We start from the raw sequence: 21,175 nt of genomic DNA, 5'->3' as shown, positions 1-21,175 counted from the left end.
GGAGCGGGCCGGGGTCGTCGTCACGGAGGGGCGAGATCGGCGCGCTCGAGGACCCGAGCGCAGCGGTGGGCACCGCCCCACAGCCTCACCGGATGCGGATCACGCCGCGCCCTGCGTACGGGCGTGGGCGAGGGCCGACGGGGTCAGCCGACCGACGATGGCGGGGGCCTCCCGGACGAGGGCGTCGTCCTCCACCGCGGCGACCATGAAGAGGGCGAAGTCCACGCGACGGGTCAGGTTGCTCGCGAGGACGGGGTCACCGACGTGCCGGCTCCACACCGGCAGGCCCTCGCTCTCGCCCTCCTCCAGGTCGCTGCCGCGGACGACCGTCCAAGCGGTGTCACTGGCGAAGATCGTCCGGCAGGCCTCCACCTGGTCGTCCAGGTCGGCCACACGGGCCAGCCTGGCCAATCGCCCGAAAACGGCCACGAACGCCCTGAGCTTGCGCGTGTAGACGTCCTTTCCGTCGTGGGTGATGTGCCAGCCGCAGGAGAACACCAGGCGCGCCCCCGCGGGCGCCGCGTCGAGCACGGCCCGGGCCGTGCCGGAGGAGTAGTGGTTCATCCCCCATGGAGCCAGCACCGTGAGCACGGCTTGGCACCCCTCCACCGCCCGTGCGACGGCCGCACGGTCGTCGGTCGCCCCGGGGACCACCGTCATCCGCCCCTCGAACTCGGCGAGCTTGCCGACACTCTGCTCCCGGCACACGCCCACCACTTCGTAGCCCCGGTCCAGCGCGTGCCGCACCATGTACCGCCCGAGCTTCCCGGACGCGCCCACGACGCACATCTTCTTGCGCGGGCCCGCTCTTCGGGACTCCTCCGAGCTGATCGGCTCCATGACCTTCGCCCTCCCCGTCCTCGCCCCACCCTTACGTCGTAAGGGTGTGCCTTACGAAGTAAGGTTGTCAACCTGCAAGCCCACCCGAGGAGGAATCCGTGGCCACCGAGCCCGCCCGCACGCCGGCACCGCGCCGCCGACCCCTCAGCAAGGACACGGTCCTGCGAACGGCGCTCGCACTCGCGGACGAGGCCGGCACGGGCGCGCTCACGATGCGCAAGATCGCCGACCGGCTCGGCGTCGAAGCCATGTCGCTCTACCACCACGTCCGCAACAAGGAAGCGATCCTCGACGGCATGGTCGACATCCTCTTCGGCGAGATCGAACTCCCGCCCACGGACCTCCCATGGCGGCCCGCGATACGACGCCGCGCCGTATCGACACGCGACGCGCTGATGCGCCACCCGTGGGCGATCGGCCTCATGGACTCCCGCAGCAACCCCGGCCCCGCGACACTGCGCCACCACGACGCGGTCATCGGCTGCCTACGAGCGGGCGGCTTCACCATCGCCGGCGCCGCGCACGCGTTCTCCGTACTCGACAGCTACATCTACGGATTCACCCTGCAGGAGCTGAGCCTCCCGTTCGAACCGTCCACCGGCATCGACGACCTGGCCGACTCGATCCTGCAGCAGATGCCCGGCGACGAGTTCCCTCACCTCACCGAGATGATCACCCTCCACGCCCTGAAACCCGGCTACACGTACGCCGCGGAGTTCGACATCGGGCTCGACCTGGTCCTCGACGGCCTGCAACAGAGGCGCGAAGCCTGGTCGTGACCCGGCCGGCGAACCCCACGACGCTTCAAGGCGCCGCGTGTTCACCGAGTCCTCCGCACTGACGCGATCCGTCGCAAGGAAGAATTGTGTAGCGCACGGGGGCCGCCGCAGATCACCATGCAGCGTATGAGTGATCAACCCGCACGATGGACCCAGGCAACCGTCTACCCCGACATGTGGGCAGACCCGGACGACGACCCCCGCAACAAGGAAAGTGTCAGTCCGGACGGCGAGCTCCCGACGCTGCTGGACTTTCTGACGGGCTACCGCATGACCCTGCGGATGAAGTGCGAGGGCCTCGACGCGGAGCAGCTGGCCCGTCGGTCCGTTCCGCCGTCGTCGATGTCGCTGCTCGGCCTGATCCGGCACCTCGCCGAGGTGGAACGGGACTGGCGCAACTGGATCACCGACGGCGACCCCCTGCCGAAGCTGTACGGCCGCCGCGACGCGGACTTCGACGACGCCGCCGCCGACCAGGCCATGGTCGACGCCGCGTACACCGACCTGGAGCGTGAACAGGCGGCGACCGACGCCGCGTTGGCCGAGCACCCGGATCTGGGTGAGCGGGTGGGGAAGGACAAGACCTCGATCCGGGAGCTGATGGTGCACCGGATCGAGGAATACGCCCGTCACTGCGGACACGCCGACCTGCTGCGCGAGTGCGTCGACGGAAGAGTGGGCCAGTGACGACGGCCGTACTCCACAACCACCCCCGCCGGCCAGTCACCACCGGCTGACAGCCTCACAAGTGACGGGCCCCTGCCCGCATCGTCGACGCGGGCAGGGGACGGGGCGCTGTTCGGTGCCGGACCGGTGCGCACAGCGCCGCTCAGAACACCCATCGCGTATGGCTGTAGACCCCGTTGTCCCGACCGAAGCCGTACGCCGTGACCGGCGCCACCGCGAAGAGCACCGCACCCCCCGTCCGGATCGTGTCCCCGAGACCGTGGAACGTCCCCTCGGGCGAGGTGATGTGCGGGCCGTACTTCGCCTCGTGCGCGGCGACCACCTCCTCCAGCACCGCCGGATCAGTGACCTGCTCCGCCTTGCCCTCGACCACGACGTCGAAGCCTTCGGTCAGCGCATTCCTGCCGGTGGTCAGTGCGCAGTGCGCGTTGTCAGCGAGGTTCTTCGCCTTCTGCTCCTCCGGGCCGGTGGAGAAGTACAGCACGCCGTCGTGCCACGCCGCGATCACGGGCGTGACATGCAGCCGACCGTCGGGCCGCACCGTCGACACCCAGAAGATCTCGGCGGCCTCCAAGTGCCGTAGAGCCTCCGACCACTCGACGGCGGTGACACCCGCGGCACCCGGGCGGGGATTGAGTGCGGAACTGTAGCGGGCATCGAGCTCGGCCGTAGGCTGCTGGGCCGGTCCTGTGGGCATGGCGGATCTCCTTCTCGTCCCTCTCCCAACGACCGGCGGCCCCCTCGGACATCATCACCGCACCCGTTCGTGTCCATCTGCACGCCACACGAGGGACAACCGCAGGCCACGAGCGACCGCCTCCGGCCCCGCCACGGGCAGCACCGGCGCACACCCCCGGCGCCGCACTCGCGATGCGGCAGGGTCCGGCCGCCCGCGGCGGGGCGCTCGTAAGGTGAGCCGCATGATCGTCCACAAAGGTGAGGGCCACCGTCCCGGCTACGTCGCGGCCGCCCTGGTGTTCGCCATCGGCATGGCCGGCACGACCCTGCCCACGCCGCTGTACGGGCTCTACCAGCAGGAGATCGGCTTCTCCGACCTGATGGTGACCGTGGTCTTCGCCGTGTACGCCGTCGCCGTGATCGCAGTGCTGCTCGTCGGCGGAAACTATTCCGACGCAGTCGGGCGCCGGCCCGTCCTGCTCTGTGCCATGGTCCTGTCCGCCGCAAGCGCCGGATGCTTTCTGCTGGAAACCGGCCTCCCCCTGCTCTTCGCCGGGCGGCTGCTCTCCGGATTCGCGGCCGGACTGCTCAGCGGCGCGGCGACCGCCGCCGTCATGGAACTCGCCCGACCCGGACAGCGGGCCCGGGCCGGGTTCGCGGCCACCGCGGCGAACATGGGCGGCCTCGGCTGCGGACCGCTGCTGTCCGGGATCCTCGCCCAGTACGCGCCCCGCCCGCTCGAGCTCGTCTTCTGGGTCCACATCGCCTTGGTCGCCGTCGCCGCCGTGATCATCCGCTTCCTCCCGGAGACCGTCGAGCGGCCGAAGCGCTTCCCCCCGCTGAAGCCCCAGGGAGTCTCCGTGCCCCCCGAGGTGAGAGGAGTGTTCGCCCCCGCCTCCGTCGCGGCCTTCGCCGGCTTCTCCCTCCTCGGACTGTTCACCGCCCTCGCCCCCAGCTTCGTGGCCCGGACACTCGACGTGCACAACCTCGCCGTCACGGGAGCTGTCGTCTTCTCCGTCTTCCTCGCCTCCACCGCAGGGCAGTCACTGAGCGAACGCATCGGCACCCGGCGCGCGCTTCCCATCGGCTGCGCCGTCCTCATCGCCGGCCTGCTGCTCGTCGCCTCGTCGCTCGTCGCCGAATCCCTCGCCGTACTCGTCGCCGGGGCCTTGTGCGGAGGCGCGGGCCAGGGGCTGGCGTTCCGGGCGGCCCTGTCCCTCGTGGGCGGGGCGGCACCCGCCGAACACCGCGGCGGCACCATCTCGGCGTTCTTCGTCATCGCCTACACCGGCATCTCACTGCCGGTGGTGGGCGTGGGCGCCGCGGCCCAGTTGTGGGGCCTGCGCACCGCGGGGCTCGTCTTCACCGGCTGCGTGATGCTGCTCGCCGCGGGCGCGGGCGCCTACTCCGCACTGAGACCGCCGACCGAACTCACCCGGACCCGTGACGAAACCCGCCGGTGATCCGGTTCGACCGGCCAGGCGGCCGCGCCGAGTGCTGTACAACCCTGAGATGATCTACTACGTTGTCACGGAAAGGGACTGGACGGCCGACCCGGACCAGCCCTACGCGCCCGCATCCCTCACCGAAGACGGCTTCGTCCACTGCGCCCCCGACGAGGCGACCACCCTGGCCGTCGTCAACGCCTTCTACCGCAGCACGCCGAGGCCGCTCCTGGTGCTCGTCCTGGACGAGAGCCGTCTCACCGCCAGGACGGAACGGGAAGCGGCCGTCCCGTCCCCGCCGCCCGGAGTCCCCGACGGAACCTTGTTCCCCCACGTGTTCGGTCATATCGATCGCGTCGCCGTCGAACAGATCCTGGAAGTCACCTGGGACGAGCACGGCCGCGCCACAGGAACGAAGAAGATCACCTGACCCGCCGGGCCGGGCCCGGGCCACGCGTGTGTCGGTCACCGCGCTCGGTGGTCCTCGCGGCGCGGGCGCGGTCCGCCGCCGTGGGACTTCAGGGGCGGTAGCGCAGCGGGTGGTTCTCCGGCACCTCGACGACCGCGATGCGGACGCCGTCCGGGTCCGCGATCCACATCTCGATCAGCCCCCACGGCTCTATCACCGGAGCGCGCAGCACCTCCACGCCGGCTGTTCGTAGCTCCTCGAACGCCGCCTGCACGTCCTCGACCTGGAGCCACAGCTGGAGACCTGGCGCCGGCGGGTTCTCGGAGCGCCCCGAGACCTCCAGGAATCCGCCGCCCAGGAAATAGACCGTGCCACGTTCCGGTCCGGTCCCGAACTCGCGACTGACGGCGAGTCCCAGTGCTCCGCCGTAGAAGGCGCGGGTGCGGTCCGGATCCGTCGGGTGCAGCAGGACCCTGCTGCCGAGTACATGCACCATGCCTTGAACCTATGCCGTCGCCGGCCCGCCGGGCCGGAGATTCCGTTTCGCGCCTCGACCGCGCCTCGACCGCGCCACGGGGCGGGCAAGGGCGGACAGCGGCGAAGGCCGACTCCAGGCGAGATGTCACGCGCCCGCAGAGGGCCCCGGTCCTCGCCGAGGACTCGGACTGCTCGATGTGAGCGTTCCGTTGCGCAATCGTCAGAGCACGTCGTAGGTCAGGTGCGTCGCCGTCGATGTCGAGGTCGCGCCCCGCTGCACCAGCGTGCGCTGCGCTCCGCCGGTGAACAGGGGCGTCCCGGCACCCAGCACGACGGGCGCCAGGTGCAGGCTCAGTACGTCGACCAGCCCGGCGTCGAGCGCCGAGCCGATGGTGGCGCCGCCGCCCATGAGGACGACGTCGAGGTCCTTGCCGCCGGCCGACGACGCCGCTTCGGCACGCTGGCGCGCGGCGGCGACGGCGTCGGGCAGACCGGTGGTGACGAACGTCCAGTCGAGGCCGGTGAGCCGCACCGATTCCGGCGGTGAGCTCGTCACGACGACGAACGCGGGTCTGCCGACCTCACGGGCGCCGTAGCCGGTCTCGTCGTCCCAGCCGTTCGGCCCGTCGACCACGTCGAAGAGCCGACGGCCGAGGACGACGGCGCCCGAGCGGGCGGTCGCCTCGCGCAGGACCCGGCGGTCGTCGGGGTCGTCGGAGAACGCCCAGGTGTGCAGCGCCTCGCCGCCGGTGCCCAGACCGTTGTCCGGGCCGGGATCGGGTCCGGTGACGAATCCGTCGAGGGAGACGGAGATGTCAGCGATGATTCGAGTCATACCAGGGCAGACCCGATCCGCCGCCCGAACTCATCGCACACGCGCGCAGCGGCGTGCACCGGACGCGAACCGGTGGCGCCTCACGCGCGCAGCGGCGTGCACCGGCCGCGACCCCGGTGGCGCCCCGGGAGTCTGCTTCTCCGGATGCCGGGGCGGTCCGCCCGCTCAATTCGTCCTACCGCTCCGTGGCCGGGGCGCTGCTTCCTTATCGTGGTCGTCGTGGCACGGTGCCGCACGGTGTGATGCCGCGGGAGCGCCGGCCACACACCGTCACAGCGGTACTGCCGCATCGAGAGTCAAGGAGTGCCGTGGGCGTCAGCCTCAAGGACGTTGCCAGTCGGGCGGGCGTGTCCATCAAGACCGTCTCGAACGTCGTCAACAACTACCCGCACGTCACGCCCCAGATGCGGGCCAAGGTGCAGCAGGCCATCGACGAGCTCGGCTACCGGCCGAACCTCACCGCCCGTCACCTGCGCAAAGGGCGGACGGGCATCATCGCCCTCGCCGTGCCGGAGTTCGGCAACCCATACTTCGCCGAACTGGCCGGCGCGGTCGTCGACGCCGCCGCGCGACACGACTACACCGTCCTGGTGGACCACACAGCCGGACTGCGGGAGAAGGAACTCCTCGTCAGCCAGGGCTTCCGCGCCCACGTCATCGACGGGCTCATCCTCAGCCCCATCCACCTCGAGACGGAGGACCTCACCGCACGCACGGACAGCGCTCCGCTGGTGCTGCTGGGGGAGCGGGAGTACGAGGCTCCGTATGACCACATCGCCATCGACAACGTCGCCGCCGCCCGGGAGGCCGTCCGGCATCTCATCGGCCTCGGCCACCGCCGTATCGCCTTCCTCGGCTCCCGGACCGGCCGCGAGCGCCAGCCCGCCCACCTGCGGCTGCGCGGCTGGCGGGAGGAACACGCCGCGGCGGGACTGAAGGCCGACGACGCCCTGGTGGTCGTCACCGACGGTTACGGGCGGGAGGACGGGGCGAGCGCCATGGCCGCCCTGCTCGACCGCGGCGAGCGGCCCGACGCGGTCTTCGCGTACAACGACCTCATCGCCGTCGGAGCGATGCGCACTCTCACCGAACGCGGACTGACCGTCCCCGGCGACGTCGCCGTGGTCGGGTTCGACGACATCGAGGAGGGCCGCTACGGGTCCACCACGCTGACGACGATCTCCCCGGACAAGGAGGCCATCGCCAGGCTGGCCGTCGACAGTCTCGTCGAACGCCTCGCCGGCGGCACGCCCCCCGAGCCCCGGCGGCAACGGCCCGGCTACCGCCTCGTCGTCAGGGAGTCGACCACCCGCCCGCCGCGGTCCGGCTGACCCGCCCCGCGCCGACCCGAGCTGACCGGCCGCCGCGCACCCGCTGACCCGCCCACCACCCGTTTCCCGCCCGAAGGATCGCCATGCCACGCCCCACCGTCACCCGCAGCCCTTACGGAACTCTCCCCGGCGGTGAGGAGACCGAGCTCTGGGCTCTCGATTCCGGGCACGGGGTGCGGGCCGAGATCCTCACCTACGGTGCCGTCCTCCACTCGCTCACCGTCCCCGACACCCGGGGCGAGGACGCCTCGGTGGTCCTCGCCCTCCCCGGGATCGGCGACTACGCGGAGAAGAACGCCTACGTCGGCGCCGTCGTCGGCCGCTTCGCCAACCGGATCGCGAACGGCACCTTCACCCTCGACGGGACCCGCTACCACGTCCCGGCCAACGATCGTGGCCACGCCCTGCACGGCGGCCCGGGCGGCTTCGACACGAAGGTGTGGCGGGCGAGCGAGGTGCCCGGGGCGGAGACCGCGGCCGTGCGGCTGTCCCTGCACAGCCCTGACGGCGACATGGGCTTCCCTGGCGCACTCGACGTGAGCGTGACGTACAGCCTCGATGCCGAGGGGACCCTCGCCGTCGACTTCACCGCCACCACCGACCGGCCCACCGTGGTCAACCTCGCCCACCACGCCTACTTCGACCTCACCGGCGAAGGCGACATCCGCGGCCACGCGCTGCAGGTCGACGCCGACAGCTACCTGCCCGTCGACGCCACCGGCATCCCCCAGGGCCCGGCGGCGGACGTACGCGGCACGGCCTTCGACCTGACCGAGCCGCGTGTCCTCGGCGAACGGCTCGCGATGCCCGACGAGCAGCTGCGCGCCGCCGGCGGCTTCGACCACTGCTGGGTGCTGGACCCCGCCGGCCCGGCCGCCGCACCGCGCCGTGCCGCCCGGCTCAGCGCGCCGGGCGAACTGCGCGTCATGGAGGTTTGGACCACGGAACCCGGCGTGCAGGTGTACACGGCCAACCAGCTCGACGGGTCGCTCGCCGCCCCCTCGGGACGGCGGCACGAACGGTACTCGGGCGTCTGCCTGGAGACCCAGCATCTGCCCGATTCCCCCAACCGCCCCGAGTACCCCAGCACGGTGGTGCGTCCGCACGAGCCGTGGCACAGCCGCACCGAGTTCCGCTTCCCGCACCTGACCGCGAAGTCGCCGGGCGACGGTGTCGAAAGGAGCTGGCCCCGATCGACGCAGGGGTGAGAACTCGGCACATCCGCCCAGGAGGAGCCCCGTAACGGGCAGGACGATGGACGACACCGGGTGAGGTGCCGCGGGGCGACGAACCGCCGTTCCGCACGCCGGTGTTCGTGCTCGTCCACCGCCCCGTCGGCCGATCGTCGAGCAGGGCGGCATCACCTCCACATGCGTCACGGACCGCAATCCACAGCGCGCTGGAACACGTCAAGGCCGCGTCCGGCGGGCGCGATGCCGACATCGCAGGCGCGGCCCGCGCCGTCCGGCAGTACCTGCGTGCCGGGTCGATCGGCGAGCTCCGACTCCGTGGGGTTCCGGTCCTGTTCGGCAGGGGCTGCGCCAGTTCGACAACCTCGGGGCGGAGCGGCGACGCCTCGATGTCAGGTCGTCGGCACCGCGCAGGCGACGCACCTGAAGTACAGCGTCCACAAATAGCCGTCGTGCGGCGGCCGTCCGGCTCCGCCCCGCGGGACCGGGTACGGTGCTGATGTGCTGATCACAGGGGAGAACCGGGAGAGTCCGGCTCCGGGTACCGCGCTGCTCCTCGCAGCCGCCCCGGCCGGCAAGGGGCGGCTCATCGACGCCGCGTCCGTGCTGCCCGCGCTCGCGGCCGTACCGGCGGACGTCCTCGCCGGTACGGCCGGCGCGGCCGCGGCCACGGTGATCGAGCTCGCCGACCCGCTCGATCCCCAGACCGTCCTGACCCGCATCCGCGCCGCCGCCGCCTCGCCCGGACCGCTGCACCTGTATCTGGCGGGGCAGTTGCACGTGGACCGCAAGCAGCGGCAGCTGCACCTCGCCCTCGCCCGCACGGCACCGGCGACGATGCGCTACACGGCGCTGCCCTGGCACTGGCTCGCGGGCGAGCTGAAGACCCGGCGGCCGGGAACCACCACGGTGGTGCTGGACCTCGTCGCCGACACCGAGGCCTGGCAGCAGGTCACCGGCGGCAGGCTGCTCCTCGGCGACGGGACACGGACGTACGGACGGATCGCCCCCGCTCCAGGCCGCCGCACCGTCGCCGCCCCCGTCCATCTGAAGGCCGTGGCCGCGATCTGGCGCAGCGGGGCGCGCCCGCCGCTCCCGCATCTCCACGAACAGGCCGCCGCGCAGTCGGCGTCCCAGGACGCTCCCGACGGCGCGCTGCTGTTCGGCATCGCCCCGTCGAACGCCCCCTCGACCGCCGCCGCGTACGCCGGGCCCCCGCTGAGCCACCCCGCAGGACACACGTCGGGACCGGTGCACGGGCACGCCGCGGTGCCGGGCCCGCGCATCGCACCGGCCCCCACCGACGCTCCCGCCCCGGCGAGGGCAGACGCGCATCCGGTGAACCTAGGCGCCACGGGGGCCGACGCGCATACGGCGAACCTCGCGGCCGAGCCGCACCCTGCGGGCCTCGCCGCCGCAGGGGCCGCCCCGCCCCCAGTGAGCCTCGCCGCCGCAGGCGCCGACCCGCATCCGGCGATCCTCGCCGCCGCGCGGGCCGGGCGCCACGACGAGGCCGCGGCCGCCGCGGCCTCGTGCGAGAACGAGGCGCTGCGCGCCCACGGTCCCGGCTCCGTCCAGGTGCTGCACTGGCTGGAGGTACGGGCGGACCTCGCGCGGCTCGCCCAGGACCCGGCCCGCAGTTGCGAGTTGTGGATGACAGCCGCCGAAGTGCGGCTCGGCCGTCAGCAGACCACCGACGATCCGGACGTCGAAGCGGCAGTGGACCGTGCGCATCACCAGTGGGAGCAGATCGGGGACGCGGCGAGGGCACGGCAACTCGCCCCGGCCCTGGTGGCGTTGCGACGGCGGGTGCCGGGACGTCAGCGCGGCGCGCTCCAGTTGCTCCAGCGGCGCCTGGAGCAACTGCACGACCACCGCGCCGGCACAACACCCTCCGCACCGGCTCGCTGACGCGACCGCCACCGGTAGCGGCACCGGGTACGCAACCCGTCCTGGTGGCAGCGTCGTACGCATCGGGACGGGCAGGCGACGCGACAGTGAGGCGGACGACGCCCGACCGGTTCTCGCAACCGCCTGGCCCCGTCCGCCTCGTCACCTTCACCCCGCGACACGCGCTGTCGGAGGCCGCTCCGGTGTCGGAGCGTCAGACAGGTCCGCCCGGGCCACGGCGCTCGTGCTTCTCGCGCGAGGCCCGCTCGGTGCCCTCGTCCGGCATCTCGGCTTCGATCCGCTCCTTGCGGACCCGGCCCTTGACCGTCTCCTGCTGTGTGTGCTCTTCGGTCGTCAGCCGGACACGCTCGACCGGCTCGACGCGGGTCTCCACGACCGGCCGCTCCTCGTACAGGGTGACTTCGTGCTCGGCCTCGGAGATCTCCGGCCCGGACAGTGCCGCGCCGCGGTTGGTCTCGGTGATCGGCTCGCGCTCCACGCGCACCTCGTCGTGGCGGAGCGGAATCGTCTGCTGCTCCTCCTCCGTGACCACGTACTTGCGCAGCCGCGCACGGCCGATCTCGTGACGCTCGGTGCCGACATGCATGCTCTCCTCGGACCGGGTCATCGCCGAGTCGGTGTCGCCCCGGCGTTCCTGGCCCGCCATGCCCCGGCGTTCACCGGCCATGTCGCGTCCGCGGGTCTGGCCTCCGGCTGCCGTGCGTCCGTGGGCCGGCGTCTCGCCCGCCATGCCCTCGCCGGCTCCGGCCCGGCTCCTGCCTGCCGTACCGGCCTTCCCGGCCGCACCCGCGGCTCCTGCCGCACCCGCGGCGCCGGACTTGCCTGCCTGGCCCGTTCCGCCGGAGTGGGCCCAGCCGCCCTCGGAGGGCTGGTTGGCGCGCTTCCACGCGGAGTCCCAGTCGATGCGGTAATGCCGGTACAGGCGCTCTTCCTCCTGCGGCGAGAGATGTCCACCTGCGTCCACGTCGACGTTGGGGGCGTCCTTGATGGTGTCCTTCGCATAGGGGACTTCGAGGTGGTCCTCGACCATGTTGGCGTCCCGGATCGGCACGAACGACTCGTTGCTGCCGAACAGGCCCGTCTGCACGCTGACCCAGTCGGGCTCGCCGGTGGTGTCGTCGAGGAAGACATGCTTGGCGTTGCCGACCTTGTTGCCGTCGGCGTCGTATACCGGGTGGTCCAGTACGTTCCGGATCTGTGCTTTCGTGATCACGACTTCCTCCTTCTCGGACGTCCCTGAACGCCCGGGTAGCCCCCAGGAAAGCGACTAAACAGCCCAAAACGGTAGATAACTCCTTTGCTGTGACTGGCTGCTGCCCTCCGTATCGCACGCTGCTGCCTCTTGCCGGGGGAGGGGTACGAGGTTTACGATACGAACCGGATCGAATTCAAATGAGGGGGAGGAACGTCATGCGAGTGAAGGACTTCGACCATCTGGTGCTCAACGTCCAAGACGTCGAACGAGCCCTGGAGTTCTACTGCGGACCGCTCGGGCTCGAGCCCGTACGTGTGGAGGAGTGGCGGGCGGGCAAGGTGCCGTTCCCGTCCGTGCGGATCACCCCCACGACCATCATCGACCTGGTCAGCCGCCCCCGGGGCGAGTCCAACGTGGACCACATATGCCTGGTCGTCGACCCTCTGGACTGGCAGGAGGTCATCGACTCCGGCGTGTTCAAGGTGCTGGAAGGGCCGGTGGAACGTTACGGCGCCCGGGGCGACGCCTGGTCGCTCTACGTGCAGGACCCCGACGGCAACACCGTCGAACTGCGCTGGTACCCACAGGACGCCGCACAGTGACACCCTCCGCGGCCGGCCGTCCGCGCGACCCGGCGATCGACGCCGCGGTGGTGGCCGCGACGCTCGACGTGCTGCGGGAGCACGGATACTCCCGCTTCGCCCTCGAGACGGTCGCGGCGAGGGCGGGCACCACGAAGGCGTCCATCCGGCGGCGTTGGTCCACCCGTCAGAGCCTGGTGATCGACGCCCTCGCCTCTGTGCTGGTCACGCCCCCGGTGCCGGACAACGGCTGCACCCGCTGTGATCTGACCCAGAGCGTCGGCGTGCTGGCGGAGGCGCTACTCGACCGGCTGCCCGCGGGCGTACTCGCCCCGCTCGTCGCGGAGTGCGCGCACGACGCCGCTCTGCACGGGCGGTTGATCGACGTGCTCGTACAGCCCAGCAGGCACGCCGCCATGGTCGCGGTGCGGCGCGCCGTCGACCGCGGCGACCTGCGGGCCGGTGTCGATCCGGACCTGCTGGTCGACCTCCTCGCGTCGGTGGTCTACCAGCGGGCGCTGTTCGGCGACACCGGCCGGGCGGCCGCACGCCCACTGGTGGACCTGCTGCTGCAGGGTGCGGCGGTCGACTTCGACCATCTGGTCAGGGTGAGCGAGATGCCCGCGCACGCCAGACACCGGCACTGACGCCGCGTCAGGATCCGTCGGCCGGACCGGGAACGAGCGGGCGCACCTCTTCGGCCACGAACCGTACGAAGCCCTCCGGGTCCGGCTCGTCGGCCGTCGGCTGGAGCACCACGGTGTCCGCTCCCACGTCCACGAGCCGCTGGACGGCCTTGGCCACCACGCCCGCGTCGCCCGCCACGCCGAGCCCGGGTGTCGACGCCCCGCCGGAGCGCTCCAGTTCAGCCGTGAGACGGGCCTCGGCGCCGGTGCCGGTCGCGGTGTGGAGATAGACGACGATCTCGTGACGGCCGGTGCGTCCGGCCGCCGCCCGGCCCTCGTCGATCAGCCGGCGGGCGTTTCGCACGCCCTCGGGCGGAACGGCCGCGTCCAGGATCGTTCCGTCGGCCGCCTCGCCGGTCAGCCGCAGTGAGCGCGGCCCGGTCGCCCCGGCCAGCACCGCGGGAGCCGTCGCCGGAGGCCAGTCGAGGGCGACGCCGTCGAGCTTCACGTACCGGCCGTCCACCGTCACCCGCTCACCCCGCAACAGGGCCCGCATGGCGGTGAGATGCTCACGCAGCAGCGTCAGCGGCGACTCGACGCGCGCGCCGACCTGCCCCATCCACGCCTGGACGCCGTGCCCGACGCCCAGGGCCACCCGGCCGGGGAAGAGCCGGTGCAGCGTGGCGGCCTCCATCGACGTCAGGGCGACGTTCCGCAGGGGGACCGGCAGCAGGCCCACGCCCACCCGAAGACGCTCCGACCAGGCGAGGGCGGCGGCCGCCGTGGCGACACCGCTCTCGAGGAAGCAGTCCTCCCAGAGCCACAACTCCTCCAGCCCGGCGGCGTCGGCCGTGCGGACCACCTCGCGCAACCGTTCGGGAGGCAACTGCGGACGGAAGACTGCGCCGAGAGAGGTCATGCAGAACCAATACCCGCCCGGCGACGCCGCCCACAACCGAGTTTCCTGACGGCGGCGGAGCGGCCGCGGTGCGCGCGCGGAAGAGGGAGCCGCTCCGGAATGCCCCGTTCGGCCCAGCGCGTCAGTTTTCGTGCCGCCCCGAAGGGAAGCGGAGTCACATGGACCACTCACGGACACCGGTACTGGAAGCGCTGGCCGCGTACCACGCGGAGAATCAGACCCCCTTCACGCCGCCCGGGCACAAGCAGCACCGCGGCGCCGACCCGCGGGTCCGCGCGGTCTTGGGCGACGAGGTCTTCCGGTCCGACGTGCTCGCCATCAGCGGCCTCGACGACCGGACCTCCTCGCACGCGGTGCTCGAGCAGGCCCAGGAGTTGATGGCGGACGCCGTCGGGGCCGAGCACACCTTCTTTTCCACCTGCGGCAGTTCGCTGTCCGTGAAGGCGGCCATGCTCGCCGTCGCAGGCCCGCACGAGAAGCTGCTCGTGGGCCGGGACGCGCACAAGTCCGTGGTCTCCGGCCTGGTGCTCGCGGGCATCCGGCCCGTGTGGGTCGAGCCCCAGTGGGACGCGGAGCGGCGCATGGCCCACCCGCCGTCCGCCGACGCCTTCCGCGCCGCGCTCGCAGACCACCCCGACGCCCGCGGTGCTCTCGTGACGACACCCACCCCCTACGGGACCTGCTCGGACCTGGCGGGCATCGCGGAGGCGTGCCACGAGCACGGGGTACCGCTCATCGTGGACGAGGCGTGGGGCGCCCATCTGCCCTTCCACCCCGACCTGCCGACGTGGGCCATGGACGCCGGGGCCGACGTGTGTGTCACCTCGGTCCACAAGATGGGCTCCGGGCTCGAGCAGAGCTCGGTGTTCCACCTCCAGGGCGATCTCATCGATCCGACGGTCCTCAAGAGCCGTGAGGACCTGCTGGGTACGACGAGTCCCTCCACGCTGATCTACGCCGCGCTCGACGGCTGGCGCCGCCAGATGGTCGAGCACGGCCGTGCCCTGTACGACGCGGCGCTGGCCCTGGCCGGCGACGTCCGGGGCAGCATCGAGGACATCGACGGCATGCGCGTCCACGGCAGGGACGACCTCTGCGGTCCCGGCCGTGCGACCGACATGGACTCTTTGCAGGTCGTCATCGACGTCAGCGCATTCGGTACGACCGGCTACCGGATCGCGGACCGGCTGCGGCGGACCCACCGCGTCAACCTCCATCTCGCCGACCACCGGCGCATCAGCGCGCAGCTGACCCACGCGGACGACGAGACCTCCGCGGAGCGTCTGCTCGCCGCCCTGCGGGACGTGCCGGCCCAGGCACCGCAGCTGCGGCCCGCGCCCGAGGTGGAGGTGCCCGACCCCGCGGACCTGCGACTGGAACAGGTCATGCTGCCCCGTGACGCGTACTTCGGCCGGGTCGAGCAGGTCCCGTGGGAGAAGGCCGTGGGCCGTGTCAGCGCCGAGATGCTCACCCCTTACCCGCCGGGTATTCCCGTCGCACTGCCCGGCGAGGGCTTGAACGAGGCGGCGCTGCGGTATCTGCGCAGCGGCGCCGAAGCCGGCATGGTCGTCCCCGACGGCGTCGATCCCGAGGTCAAGACGGTGCGGGTGACCGTCGAGGACCGGCCCGGCTCCTGAGCGTTCCCAGGTCGGCGGCTCAAGGGTGCAGGCTGCCGAGGTATGGGCGTAATGTCCACAAATGATGAAACCTGTACCTTGTCGCGCACCGATCGGCCGCCCGGAAGACTCCGGCCCGGGCCCCCGGCCCGGACGGCCCGCACCGCGTGTCCGCCCGACGGCGCCGCGCGGCGCGGATACGGCACGGTCCGTCGCCCCGGCCGTGAAGGACTAGGTCATGGCACCGGCCGACGAGGAAGACGGCGCCGTGGAGGCCCTGCAACGGCTGCTGTCCCGGATGCTGAGGGAGACCGGCGGGTACGGCGGCGGGATCTACGTACTGCCTCCGGAGAGTCAGGTGCTCAGCGCCGTCGTCCTCGCCGGAGTGCCCTCCAGCCTCGCCATGCCGTGGGCCAGGGTCGGCGTCTCCGCATCCGGCCCGCTCGCCCAGGCGGTCCGCGAGGACCGCCTGATCTGGGTGGGGGCAGAAGGCGAACTGGCACGCCGCTACCCCCGCCTCGGGCTGGCCCTGCCCTACTCGTTCGCCCTCGCCGCCGCCCCCGTCACCAGCACCGGGCGCACGTGGGGCGGAGTCCTGGTGCTCTGGCCCGGCTCGCAGTCCATGGAGATCGACCCTGCCCGGCGGAAGGCTGTCGAACGGACGTGCGGTCACGTCGCGGCAGCCCTGCGCCGCGCCGAGGAGAACGGCCACCCCGTCCTGCCGGCCACCGAACCCCGGCTGACGCCGGTGCCTCGCGGGCGCCGGGTCACCCAGTCCCAGGCCTTCGCCGCGGTGGACTACGCCGAACGCCTGCCGGAGGGCTGCTGCGCCCTCGACCTCGACGGCAGGGTCACCTTCGTCAACGCCAAGGGGGCGAGCCTCGTCGGCTCCGACATGGTCGCCCTGACGGGAGCGCGGCCGTGGGAGCTCCTGCCGTGGCTCGACGACCCCGTCTTCGAGGACCGCTACCGGTCGGCCGTCATGAGCCGCAGGCCCACCTCGTTCACCGCGCGGCGCCCCGACGGCCTGTGGCTGTCCCTCGAGCTCTACCCCGACGCACGGGGCATCAGCGTCCGCATCTCTCCCTCCCGCCTGGGCCGCGGCGAGACCACCGCCCAGCCGTCCGCCGAAGCCGCCACCGGGGCGCCCGCCGTGGCCGCCGACCCGCCCGTGCTCGAGCAGACAGGCACCGCAGAGGCACGGACCGCGCCCCGCGCCGATGTCCTCTACCGGATGGCGCACCTCGCCGCCGCGCTCACCGAGGCGCTCAGCGTGCCCGACGTGATCAAGCTCGTGGTGGACCAGATCGCCCCGAGCTTCGGCGCCCACGCCGTCGCCCTGCTCGCCACCCACGCCGGCAGACTGCGGCTGCGCGGCCACAGCGGCTACGGCCCTCATGAGGCCGAACACGTCGGCGGAGTTCCCCTGGCACCCGACAACCCGAGCGGCCGCGTGGTGGTCACCGGCGAGCCGGCCTTCTTCGCCTCCCGCCGCGAACTGGAAGAGGCGTTCCCGAACGCCGTCGGCGATGACGGCCATCACGCCTGGGCGTTCCTGCCGCTCGTGGCCGCCGGCCGCCCGCTCGGCTGCTGCGTCATGGCCTACGACCGCTCCCGGCCCTTCGCACACGACGAACGGGCCATGCTCACCGCGTTCGCCGGCCTGGTCGCCCAGGCCCTCGACCGGGCGCACCTCTACGACACCAAGAGCGGCCTCGCCCGCACCCTCCAGACGAGCCTGCTCCCGCAGACCCTGCCTTCGCTGACGAACCTTCAGGCCACCGCCCGCTACCTGCCCGCCACCCGCGGAATGGACATCGGTGGCGACTTCTACGACCTGATCCGCCTCGACGACACCACCGCCGCGGCCGTCATCGGCGACGTCCAGGGCCACAGCGTCCCCGCGGCCGCGCTGATGGGCCAGGTCCGTACGGCGGTGCGCGCGCAGGCCCTCGCCGGAGCGTCCCCCAGCGACGTCCTCGCCGGTGCCAACCGCCTGCTCACCGACCTCAACCCGGGCCTCTTCGCAAGCTGCCTCTACGTCGAGATCGACCTCGCCCGCGGCCGCGCCTGCCTGGCCACGGCGGGCCACCCGCCGCCGCTGCTGCGCGACCCCGAAGGGAAGACGCGGACCCTGGCCGTGCCACCGGGACTGCTGCTCGGCATCGAACCGGTCTCCGACTACCGGTCCGCCGAGGTCACCCTGTCGCCCGGCAGCGTCCTGGCCCTCTTCACCGACGGGCTCGTGGAACGACGGGGCACCGACATCGGGGTGGCCATCGACGAACTCGCCCGCTTCCTTGCCGTCGGCGCCCGGGACCTCGAGGTGCTGGCCGATCAGCTGATGCAGGCGCTGCCCACGGGCGACCGGACCGACGACACAGCGCTGCTGCTGCTCCGGTCGATGCCCTGACCGCAGGGCACGGGCCGGCGGCTCCCGGTCCGGCGCCGGCCGCCCGCCGCCGAGACGGGGCCGCCCGTGCGGGCCGGATGAGGCAGCCCAGGACGGCGGATTAGAGTCGGTCAGCATCCGCCCGCCCACGTACACCGGAGTCCGCCTTGCGTCAGCAACTCACCGTCGTCACCGGCGGAAGCCGCGGCATCGGCGCCGCGGTCTGCGCCCGTCTCGCCGTGGAAGGCCACGACGTGGTCGTCGGCTACCGGTCCGACGAAGCCGCCGCGCACGAAGTCGCCAAGGCGGTGCGCGTGGCCGGCCGCCGGTCCCTGGCCGTCCGCGTCGACACCGCCGACGAGCAGTCCGTCGACCGTCTCTTCGACAGCGCGGCCGAATTGGGCACCGTCACGGGCCTGGTGAACAACGCCGGCATCAGCGGGCCCAACGGCCGCCTCGCGGACGCCGACGCGGAAGGGATGCGCCAGGCGCTGGAGGTCAACGTGTGGGGATATCTGCTCTGCGCCCGCCGTGCCGTCCGTGACATGACCGCCTCCGGCGGCGGTGCGATCGTCAACATCTCCTCCGCGGCCGCCACTCTCGGCAGCCCCGGCCAGTACGTGCACTACGCGGCCACCAAGGCGGCCGTCGACGCGATGACGACGGGGCTGTCGAAGGAGGTCGCCGCCGATGGCATCCGCGTCAACTGCGTGGCCCCCGGCACCATCTGGACCGAGTTCCACGAGGACCCGCAACGGCCCGCGAAGGTCGCGGTCAACGTGCCCATGGGCCGGGCCGGACAGCCGCAGGAGATCGCCGGCGCGGTCGCGTGGCTCCTCTCGCAGGACGCGTCGTACACGACGGGAGCGGTGCTGCGCGTCGCGGGCGGCATGTAGGCGCCGGCACCACGGGATTCGCCCTGCGCCGAAGCGGTCCCCCTTCCACCGGGATGGGTGTATCCGGACTGCCGTGCCTCCGCCGGGGCAGAAGAATCGGCCGAGTATGCCGAGGCGGCGGAGACTCTCCGGCGTCCGGCACCCCGTATCCGTGGAGGACGCATGAACCGGAAGAACTCCGGAGCCGAAGGCGGCATCCCCGGCAGGCCGTCGCCGCAACCGCCGACCGTCGACGAACCGACGGAGCCGAGGCCGCCTCTCCCGCCCAAACCGGACCAGAGCGGACCGGCGACCGTGAGCCCGACGGGACAGGAGACGGGAGCGGACCAGGCGGCCGTCGCCCAGGCCGGTCCGTACCTGACCACCGCACAGGGCGCCCGGCTCCCCGACAGCGACCACTCCCTGAAGGCCGGCAGCCGCGGCCCCGTCCTGCTGCAGGACCACCACCTGCGCGAGAAGATCACCCACTTCGACCACGAGCGCATCCCCGAGCGGGTCGTCCACGCGCGCGGCGCCGCGGCGCACGGCGTCTTCCAGGGCTACGGCACCGCCGCGCAGATCACCAAGGCGGCGTTCCTCGGCAAGGGCGTCGAGACGCCGGTCTTCGTACGCTTCTCCACGGTCCTCGGCTCCCGCGGCTCCGCCGACACGGTGCGCGACACCCGGGGCTTCGCCACCAAGTTCTATACGACAGAGGGCACTTTCGACCTCGTCGGCAACAACATCCCGGTGTTCTTCATCCAGGACGCCATCAAGTTCCCGGACATCATCCACGCCGGCAAACCGCAGCCGGACCGCGAGATCCCGCAGGCGCAGAGCGCCCACGACACGTTCTGGGACTTCGTCACCCTCCACACGGAGGCCACCCACCACACCTTGTGGAACATGTCGGACCGGGGCATTCCCCGCTCGTTCCGGATGATGGAGGGCTTCGGCGTCCACACCTTCCGGCTGGTCAACGCCGCCGGCGCCACGACGCTGGTGAAGTTCCACTGGAAACCGAAGCTCGGCGTGCACTCCATGGTGTGGGAGGAGGCACAGATCACCGGCGGGATGGACCCCGACTTCCACCGCAGGGACCTCGCCGACGCGATCGAGGCGGGTGCCTACCCGCAGTGGGAACTGGCCGTCCAGACCTTCCCCGACACCCCGGAGCAGACGTTCGAGGGCATCGACCTGCTCGACCCGACGAACATCGTCCCCGAGGAGCTGGCGCCGGTACAGCCGATCGGACTGCTGACCCTGAACGCCAACCCGTCGAACTTCTTCGCGGAGACCGAGCAGGTCGCCTTCCACCCGGGCCACCTCGTCCCCGGCATCGACATCACGGACGACCCGCTGCTGGCCGGCCGGCTCTTCTCGTACCTGGACACCCAGATCAGCCGGCTCGGCGGCCCCAACTTCGCGCAGATTCCCGTCAACCGCACCCACGCACCGGTCAACGACATGCTGCGGGACGGCATGCACCAGACCGCCGTGCACCGGGGTGTGGCGCCCTACCGGCCCAACTCGCTCGACGCCGGCTGTCCGTTCCAGGCGGGGGCGGACCTGGGCGCCTACGTCGAGGTGCCCGTCGAGGTGCCGGCGGCGAAGAAGGTCCGCGAGGCGCCGGACTCGTTCGCCGACCACTTCAGCCAGCCCCGCCGGTTCTGGCTCAGCATGTCGCCCGTGGAACGTGAACACATCATCGCCGCCTACTCGTTCGAGCTGGGCAAGTGCTACGAGCAGGCCATCAAGGAGCGCGGCCTGCGGGTCCTCGCCAACATCGACCCCGAGCTGTGCGCCGGCGTCGCCGCCGCCCTCGGGCTGCCCGCGCCCGGGCCCACGGAGCCCCTCGCGTCCGTGGAACCGAGCCCGGCGCTCTCCCAGATCGGACAGAGCTGGCCGCTGGACGGTCGCGTCATCGGGATCGTCGCCGACGCCGGCTGCGACCTCGACGGAGTCCGTTCCGTACGGCGGGCCGTGCTGGCGGCGGGGATGGTTCCGTTGGTCGTCGGCCCCGACGGCGGTGCGCTCGGCGGCGGGGAGCCGGTGGCCGTGCAGCGCACCTTCGCCACGGCGCGCTCGATCGAGTTCGACGCTCTGCTGCTCGCCGGAGCCCCCGGCCCGGCCGACGACGCGATCGGCGTCCGCGACGCCAAGGCGGGCGATCCCGCGGCGGGACGCGGCGGCGCGTCCGACCCGCGGGTGCTGCTGATGCTGTCCGAGGCGTACCGGCACGGCAAGGCGATCGGCGGCTGGGCAGGCGCGGAGAGCGTGCTGGCGGCGGCCGGTGTGCCCGCCGGCGCGCCGGGCGTGGTGACCGGACGCGGCGAGGAGGGCACGCTGGAGGAGATCAGCCGGCTCCTGGGCAGCCACCGCGTGTGGG

Annotated in this window: 19 protein-coding genes; 13 read left to right on the top strand and 6 right to left on the bottom strand. The window is 72.2% G+C overall.

The window, feature by feature from the left end; all coding sequences use genetic code 11:
• Positions 1-99 precede the first annotated feature (99 nt).
• Positions 100-840: an NAD(P)-dependent oxidoreductase gene (locus ACWGH4_RS11500; RefSeq protein WP_453458752.1), complete on the bottom strand. Its 741-nt coding sequence runs from the start codon at positions 838-840 to the stop codon at positions 100-102.
• 98 nt (positions 841-938) lie between these two features.
• Between ACWGH4_RS11500 and ACWGH4_RS11495 the strand changes: the two genes are divergently transcribed.
• Both ACWGH4_RS11495 and ACWGH4_RS11490 read left to right on the top strand, forming a co-directional pair.
• Complete coding sequence (locus ACWGH4_RS11495; RefSeq protein WP_453458749.1) at positions 939-1,619, top strand: TetR/AcrR family transcriptional regulator; 681 nt, start codon at positions 939-941, stop codon at positions 1,617-1,619.
• Between the two features lie 117 nt (positions 1,620-1,736).
• Positions 1,737-2,306 (top strand): DinB family protein, encoded by a 570-nt coding sequence (locus ACWGH4_RS11490; RefSeq protein ID WP_441262503.1) that lies wholly within the window; start codon positions 1,737-1,739, stop codon positions 2,304-2,306.
• A gap of 142 nt (positions 2,307-2,448) precedes the next feature.
• On the opposite strand, the gene ACWGH4_RS11485 is transcribed toward ACWGH4_RS11490, so the two are convergent.
• Complete coding sequence (locus ACWGH4_RS11485) at positions 2,449-3,003, bottom strand: pyridoxamine 5'-phosphate oxidase family protein (RefSeq protein ID WP_453458745.1); 555 nt, start codon at positions 3,001-3,003, stop codon at positions 2,449-2,451.
• A gap of 223 nt (positions 3,004-3,226) precedes the next feature.
• Between ACWGH4_RS11485 and ACWGH4_RS11480 the strand changes: the two genes are divergently transcribed.
• Both ACWGH4_RS11480 and ACWGH4_RS11475 read left to right on the top strand, forming a co-directional pair.
• On the top strand, positions 3,227-4,447 hold the full coding sequence (locus ACWGH4_RS11480) for an MFS transporter (protein WP_453458741.1): 1,221 nt from the start codon (positions 3,227-3,229) through the stop codon (positions 4,445-4,447).
• Positions 4,448-4,496: 49 nt separating this feature from the next.
• Positions 4,497-4,859 carry a DUF952 domain-containing protein gene (locus ACWGH4_RS11475; protein ID WP_453458738.1) on the top strand — a complete coding sequence of 121 codons (363 nt, stop codon included), beginning with the start codon at positions 4,497-4,499 and terminating at the stop codon, positions 4,857-4,859.
• A gap of 88 nt (positions 4,860-4,947) precedes the next feature.
• On the opposite strand, the gene ACWGH4_RS11470 is transcribed toward ACWGH4_RS11475, so the two are convergent.
• Positions 4,948-5,334 (bottom strand): VOC family protein, encoded by a 387-nt coding sequence (locus ACWGH4_RS11470; RefSeq protein ID WP_441262507.1) that lies wholly within the window; start codon positions 5,332-5,334, stop codon positions 4,948-4,950.
• Positions 5,335-5,535: 201 nt separating this feature from the next.
• Positions 5,536-6,150 (bottom strand): dihydrofolate reductase family protein, encoded by a 615-nt coding sequence (locus ACWGH4_RS11465; protein ID WP_453458735.1) that lies wholly within the window; start codon positions 6,148-6,150, stop codon positions 5,536-5,538.
• A gap of 308 nt (positions 6,151-6,458) precedes the next feature.
• Between ACWGH4_RS11465 and ACWGH4_RS11460 the strand changes: the two genes are divergently transcribed.
• The 3 genes from ACWGH4_RS11460 (at position 6,459) to ACWGH4_RS11450 (ending at position 10,582) form a co-directional block, all read left to right on the top strand.
• Positions 6,459-7,481 carry a LacI family DNA-binding transcriptional regulator gene (locus ACWGH4_RS11460; RefSeq protein ID WP_453458731.1) on the top strand — a complete coding sequence of 341 codons (1,023 nt, stop codon included), beginning with the start codon at positions 6,459-6,461 and terminating at the stop codon, positions 7,479-7,481.
• An 83-nt stretch (positions 7,482-7,564) separates the two neighbouring features.
• The gene (locus ACWGH4_RS11455; protein WP_453458728.1) at positions 7,565-8,689 is read left to right on the top strand and encodes an aldose epimerase family protein; all 1,125 of its coding nucleotides are present in this window, start codon (positions 7,565-7,567) and stop codon (positions 8,687-8,689) included.
• Positions 8,690-9,172: 483 nt separating this feature from the next.
• Positions 9,173-10,582 carry a hypothetical protein gene (locus tag ACWGH4_RS11450; protein ID WP_453458725.1) on the top strand — a complete coding sequence of 470 codons (1,410 nt, stop codon included), beginning with the start codon at positions 9,173-9,175 and terminating at the stop codon, positions 10,580-10,582.
• Between the two features lie 193 nt (positions 10,583-10,775).
• On the opposite strand, the gene ACWGH4_RS11445 is transcribed toward ACWGH4_RS11450, so the two are convergent.
• Complete coding sequence (locus ACWGH4_RS11445; RefSeq protein WP_453458722.1) at positions 10,776-11,795, bottom strand: PRC and DUF2382 domain-containing protein; 1,020 nt, start codon at positions 11,793-11,795, stop codon at positions 10,776-10,778.
• 197 nt (positions 11,796-11,992) lie between these two features.
• Here ACWGH4_RS11445 and ACWGH4_RS11440 point away from each other — a divergent pair, with 197 nt between their 5' ends.
• Both ACWGH4_RS11440 and ACWGH4_RS11435 read left to right on the top strand, forming a co-directional pair.
• Positions 11,993-12,379 (top strand): VOC family protein, encoded by a 387-nt coding sequence (locus ACWGH4_RS11440; protein WP_453458719.1) that lies wholly within the window; start codon positions 11,993-11,995, stop codon positions 12,377-12,379.
• A complete protein-coding gene (locus tag ACWGH4_RS11435) occupies positions 12,376-13,005 on the top strand; it encodes a TetR/AcrR family transcriptional regulator (RefSeq protein WP_453458716.1) in 630 nt (209 codons plus the stop codon). Before ACWGH4_RS11440 ends, ACWGH4_RS11435 begins: the two co-directional genes overlap by 4 nt.
• A 7-nt stretch (positions 13,006-13,012) precedes the next feature.
• Here the strand turns inward: ACWGH4_RS11435 and ACWGH4_RS11430 are convergent, their stop codons facing one another.
• On the bottom strand, positions 13,013-13,903 hold the full coding sequence (locus tag ACWGH4_RS11430) for an LLM class flavin-dependent oxidoreductase (protein WP_453458714.1): 891 nt from the start codon (positions 13,901-13,903) through the stop codon (positions 13,013-13,015).
• A gap of 158 nt (positions 13,904-14,061) precedes the next feature.
• Here ACWGH4_RS11430 and ACWGH4_RS11425 point away from each other — a divergent pair, with 158 nt between their 5' ends.
• The 4 genes from ACWGH4_RS11425 to ACWGH4_RS11410 all read left to right on the top strand — a co-directional run.
• Positions 14,062-15,540, top strand: coding sequence for an aminotransferase class I/II-fold pyridoxal phosphate-dependent enzyme (locus ACWGH4_RS11425; protein WP_453458711.1), 1,479 nt, complete (start codon positions 14,062-14,064; stop codon positions 15,538-15,540).
• A 217-nt stretch (positions 15,541-15,757) separates the two neighbouring features.
• Complete coding sequence (locus tag ACWGH4_RS11420) at positions 15,758-17,932, top strand: SpoIIE family protein phosphatase (protein WP_453458708.1); 2,175 nt, start codon at positions 15,758-15,760, stop codon at positions 17,930-17,932.
• 146 nt (positions 17,933-18,078) lie between these two features.
• Entirely contained in the window at positions 18,079-18,807 is a 729-nt protein-coding gene (locus tag ACWGH4_RS11415; protein WP_453458705.1) for an SDR family NAD(P)-dependent oxidoreductase, read from the top strand.
• A 162-nt stretch (positions 18,808-18,969) separates the two neighbouring features.
• Positions 18,970-21,175: catalase (locus ACWGH4_RS11410; protein ID WP_453458703.1), on the top strand; the 2,206-nt coding region annotated here is incomplete at its 3' end.

It is taken from the genome of Streptomyces sp. NPDC054847, assembly GCF_053610925.1.
This window is presented reverse-complemented; position numbering and strand designations above follow the sequence as displayed.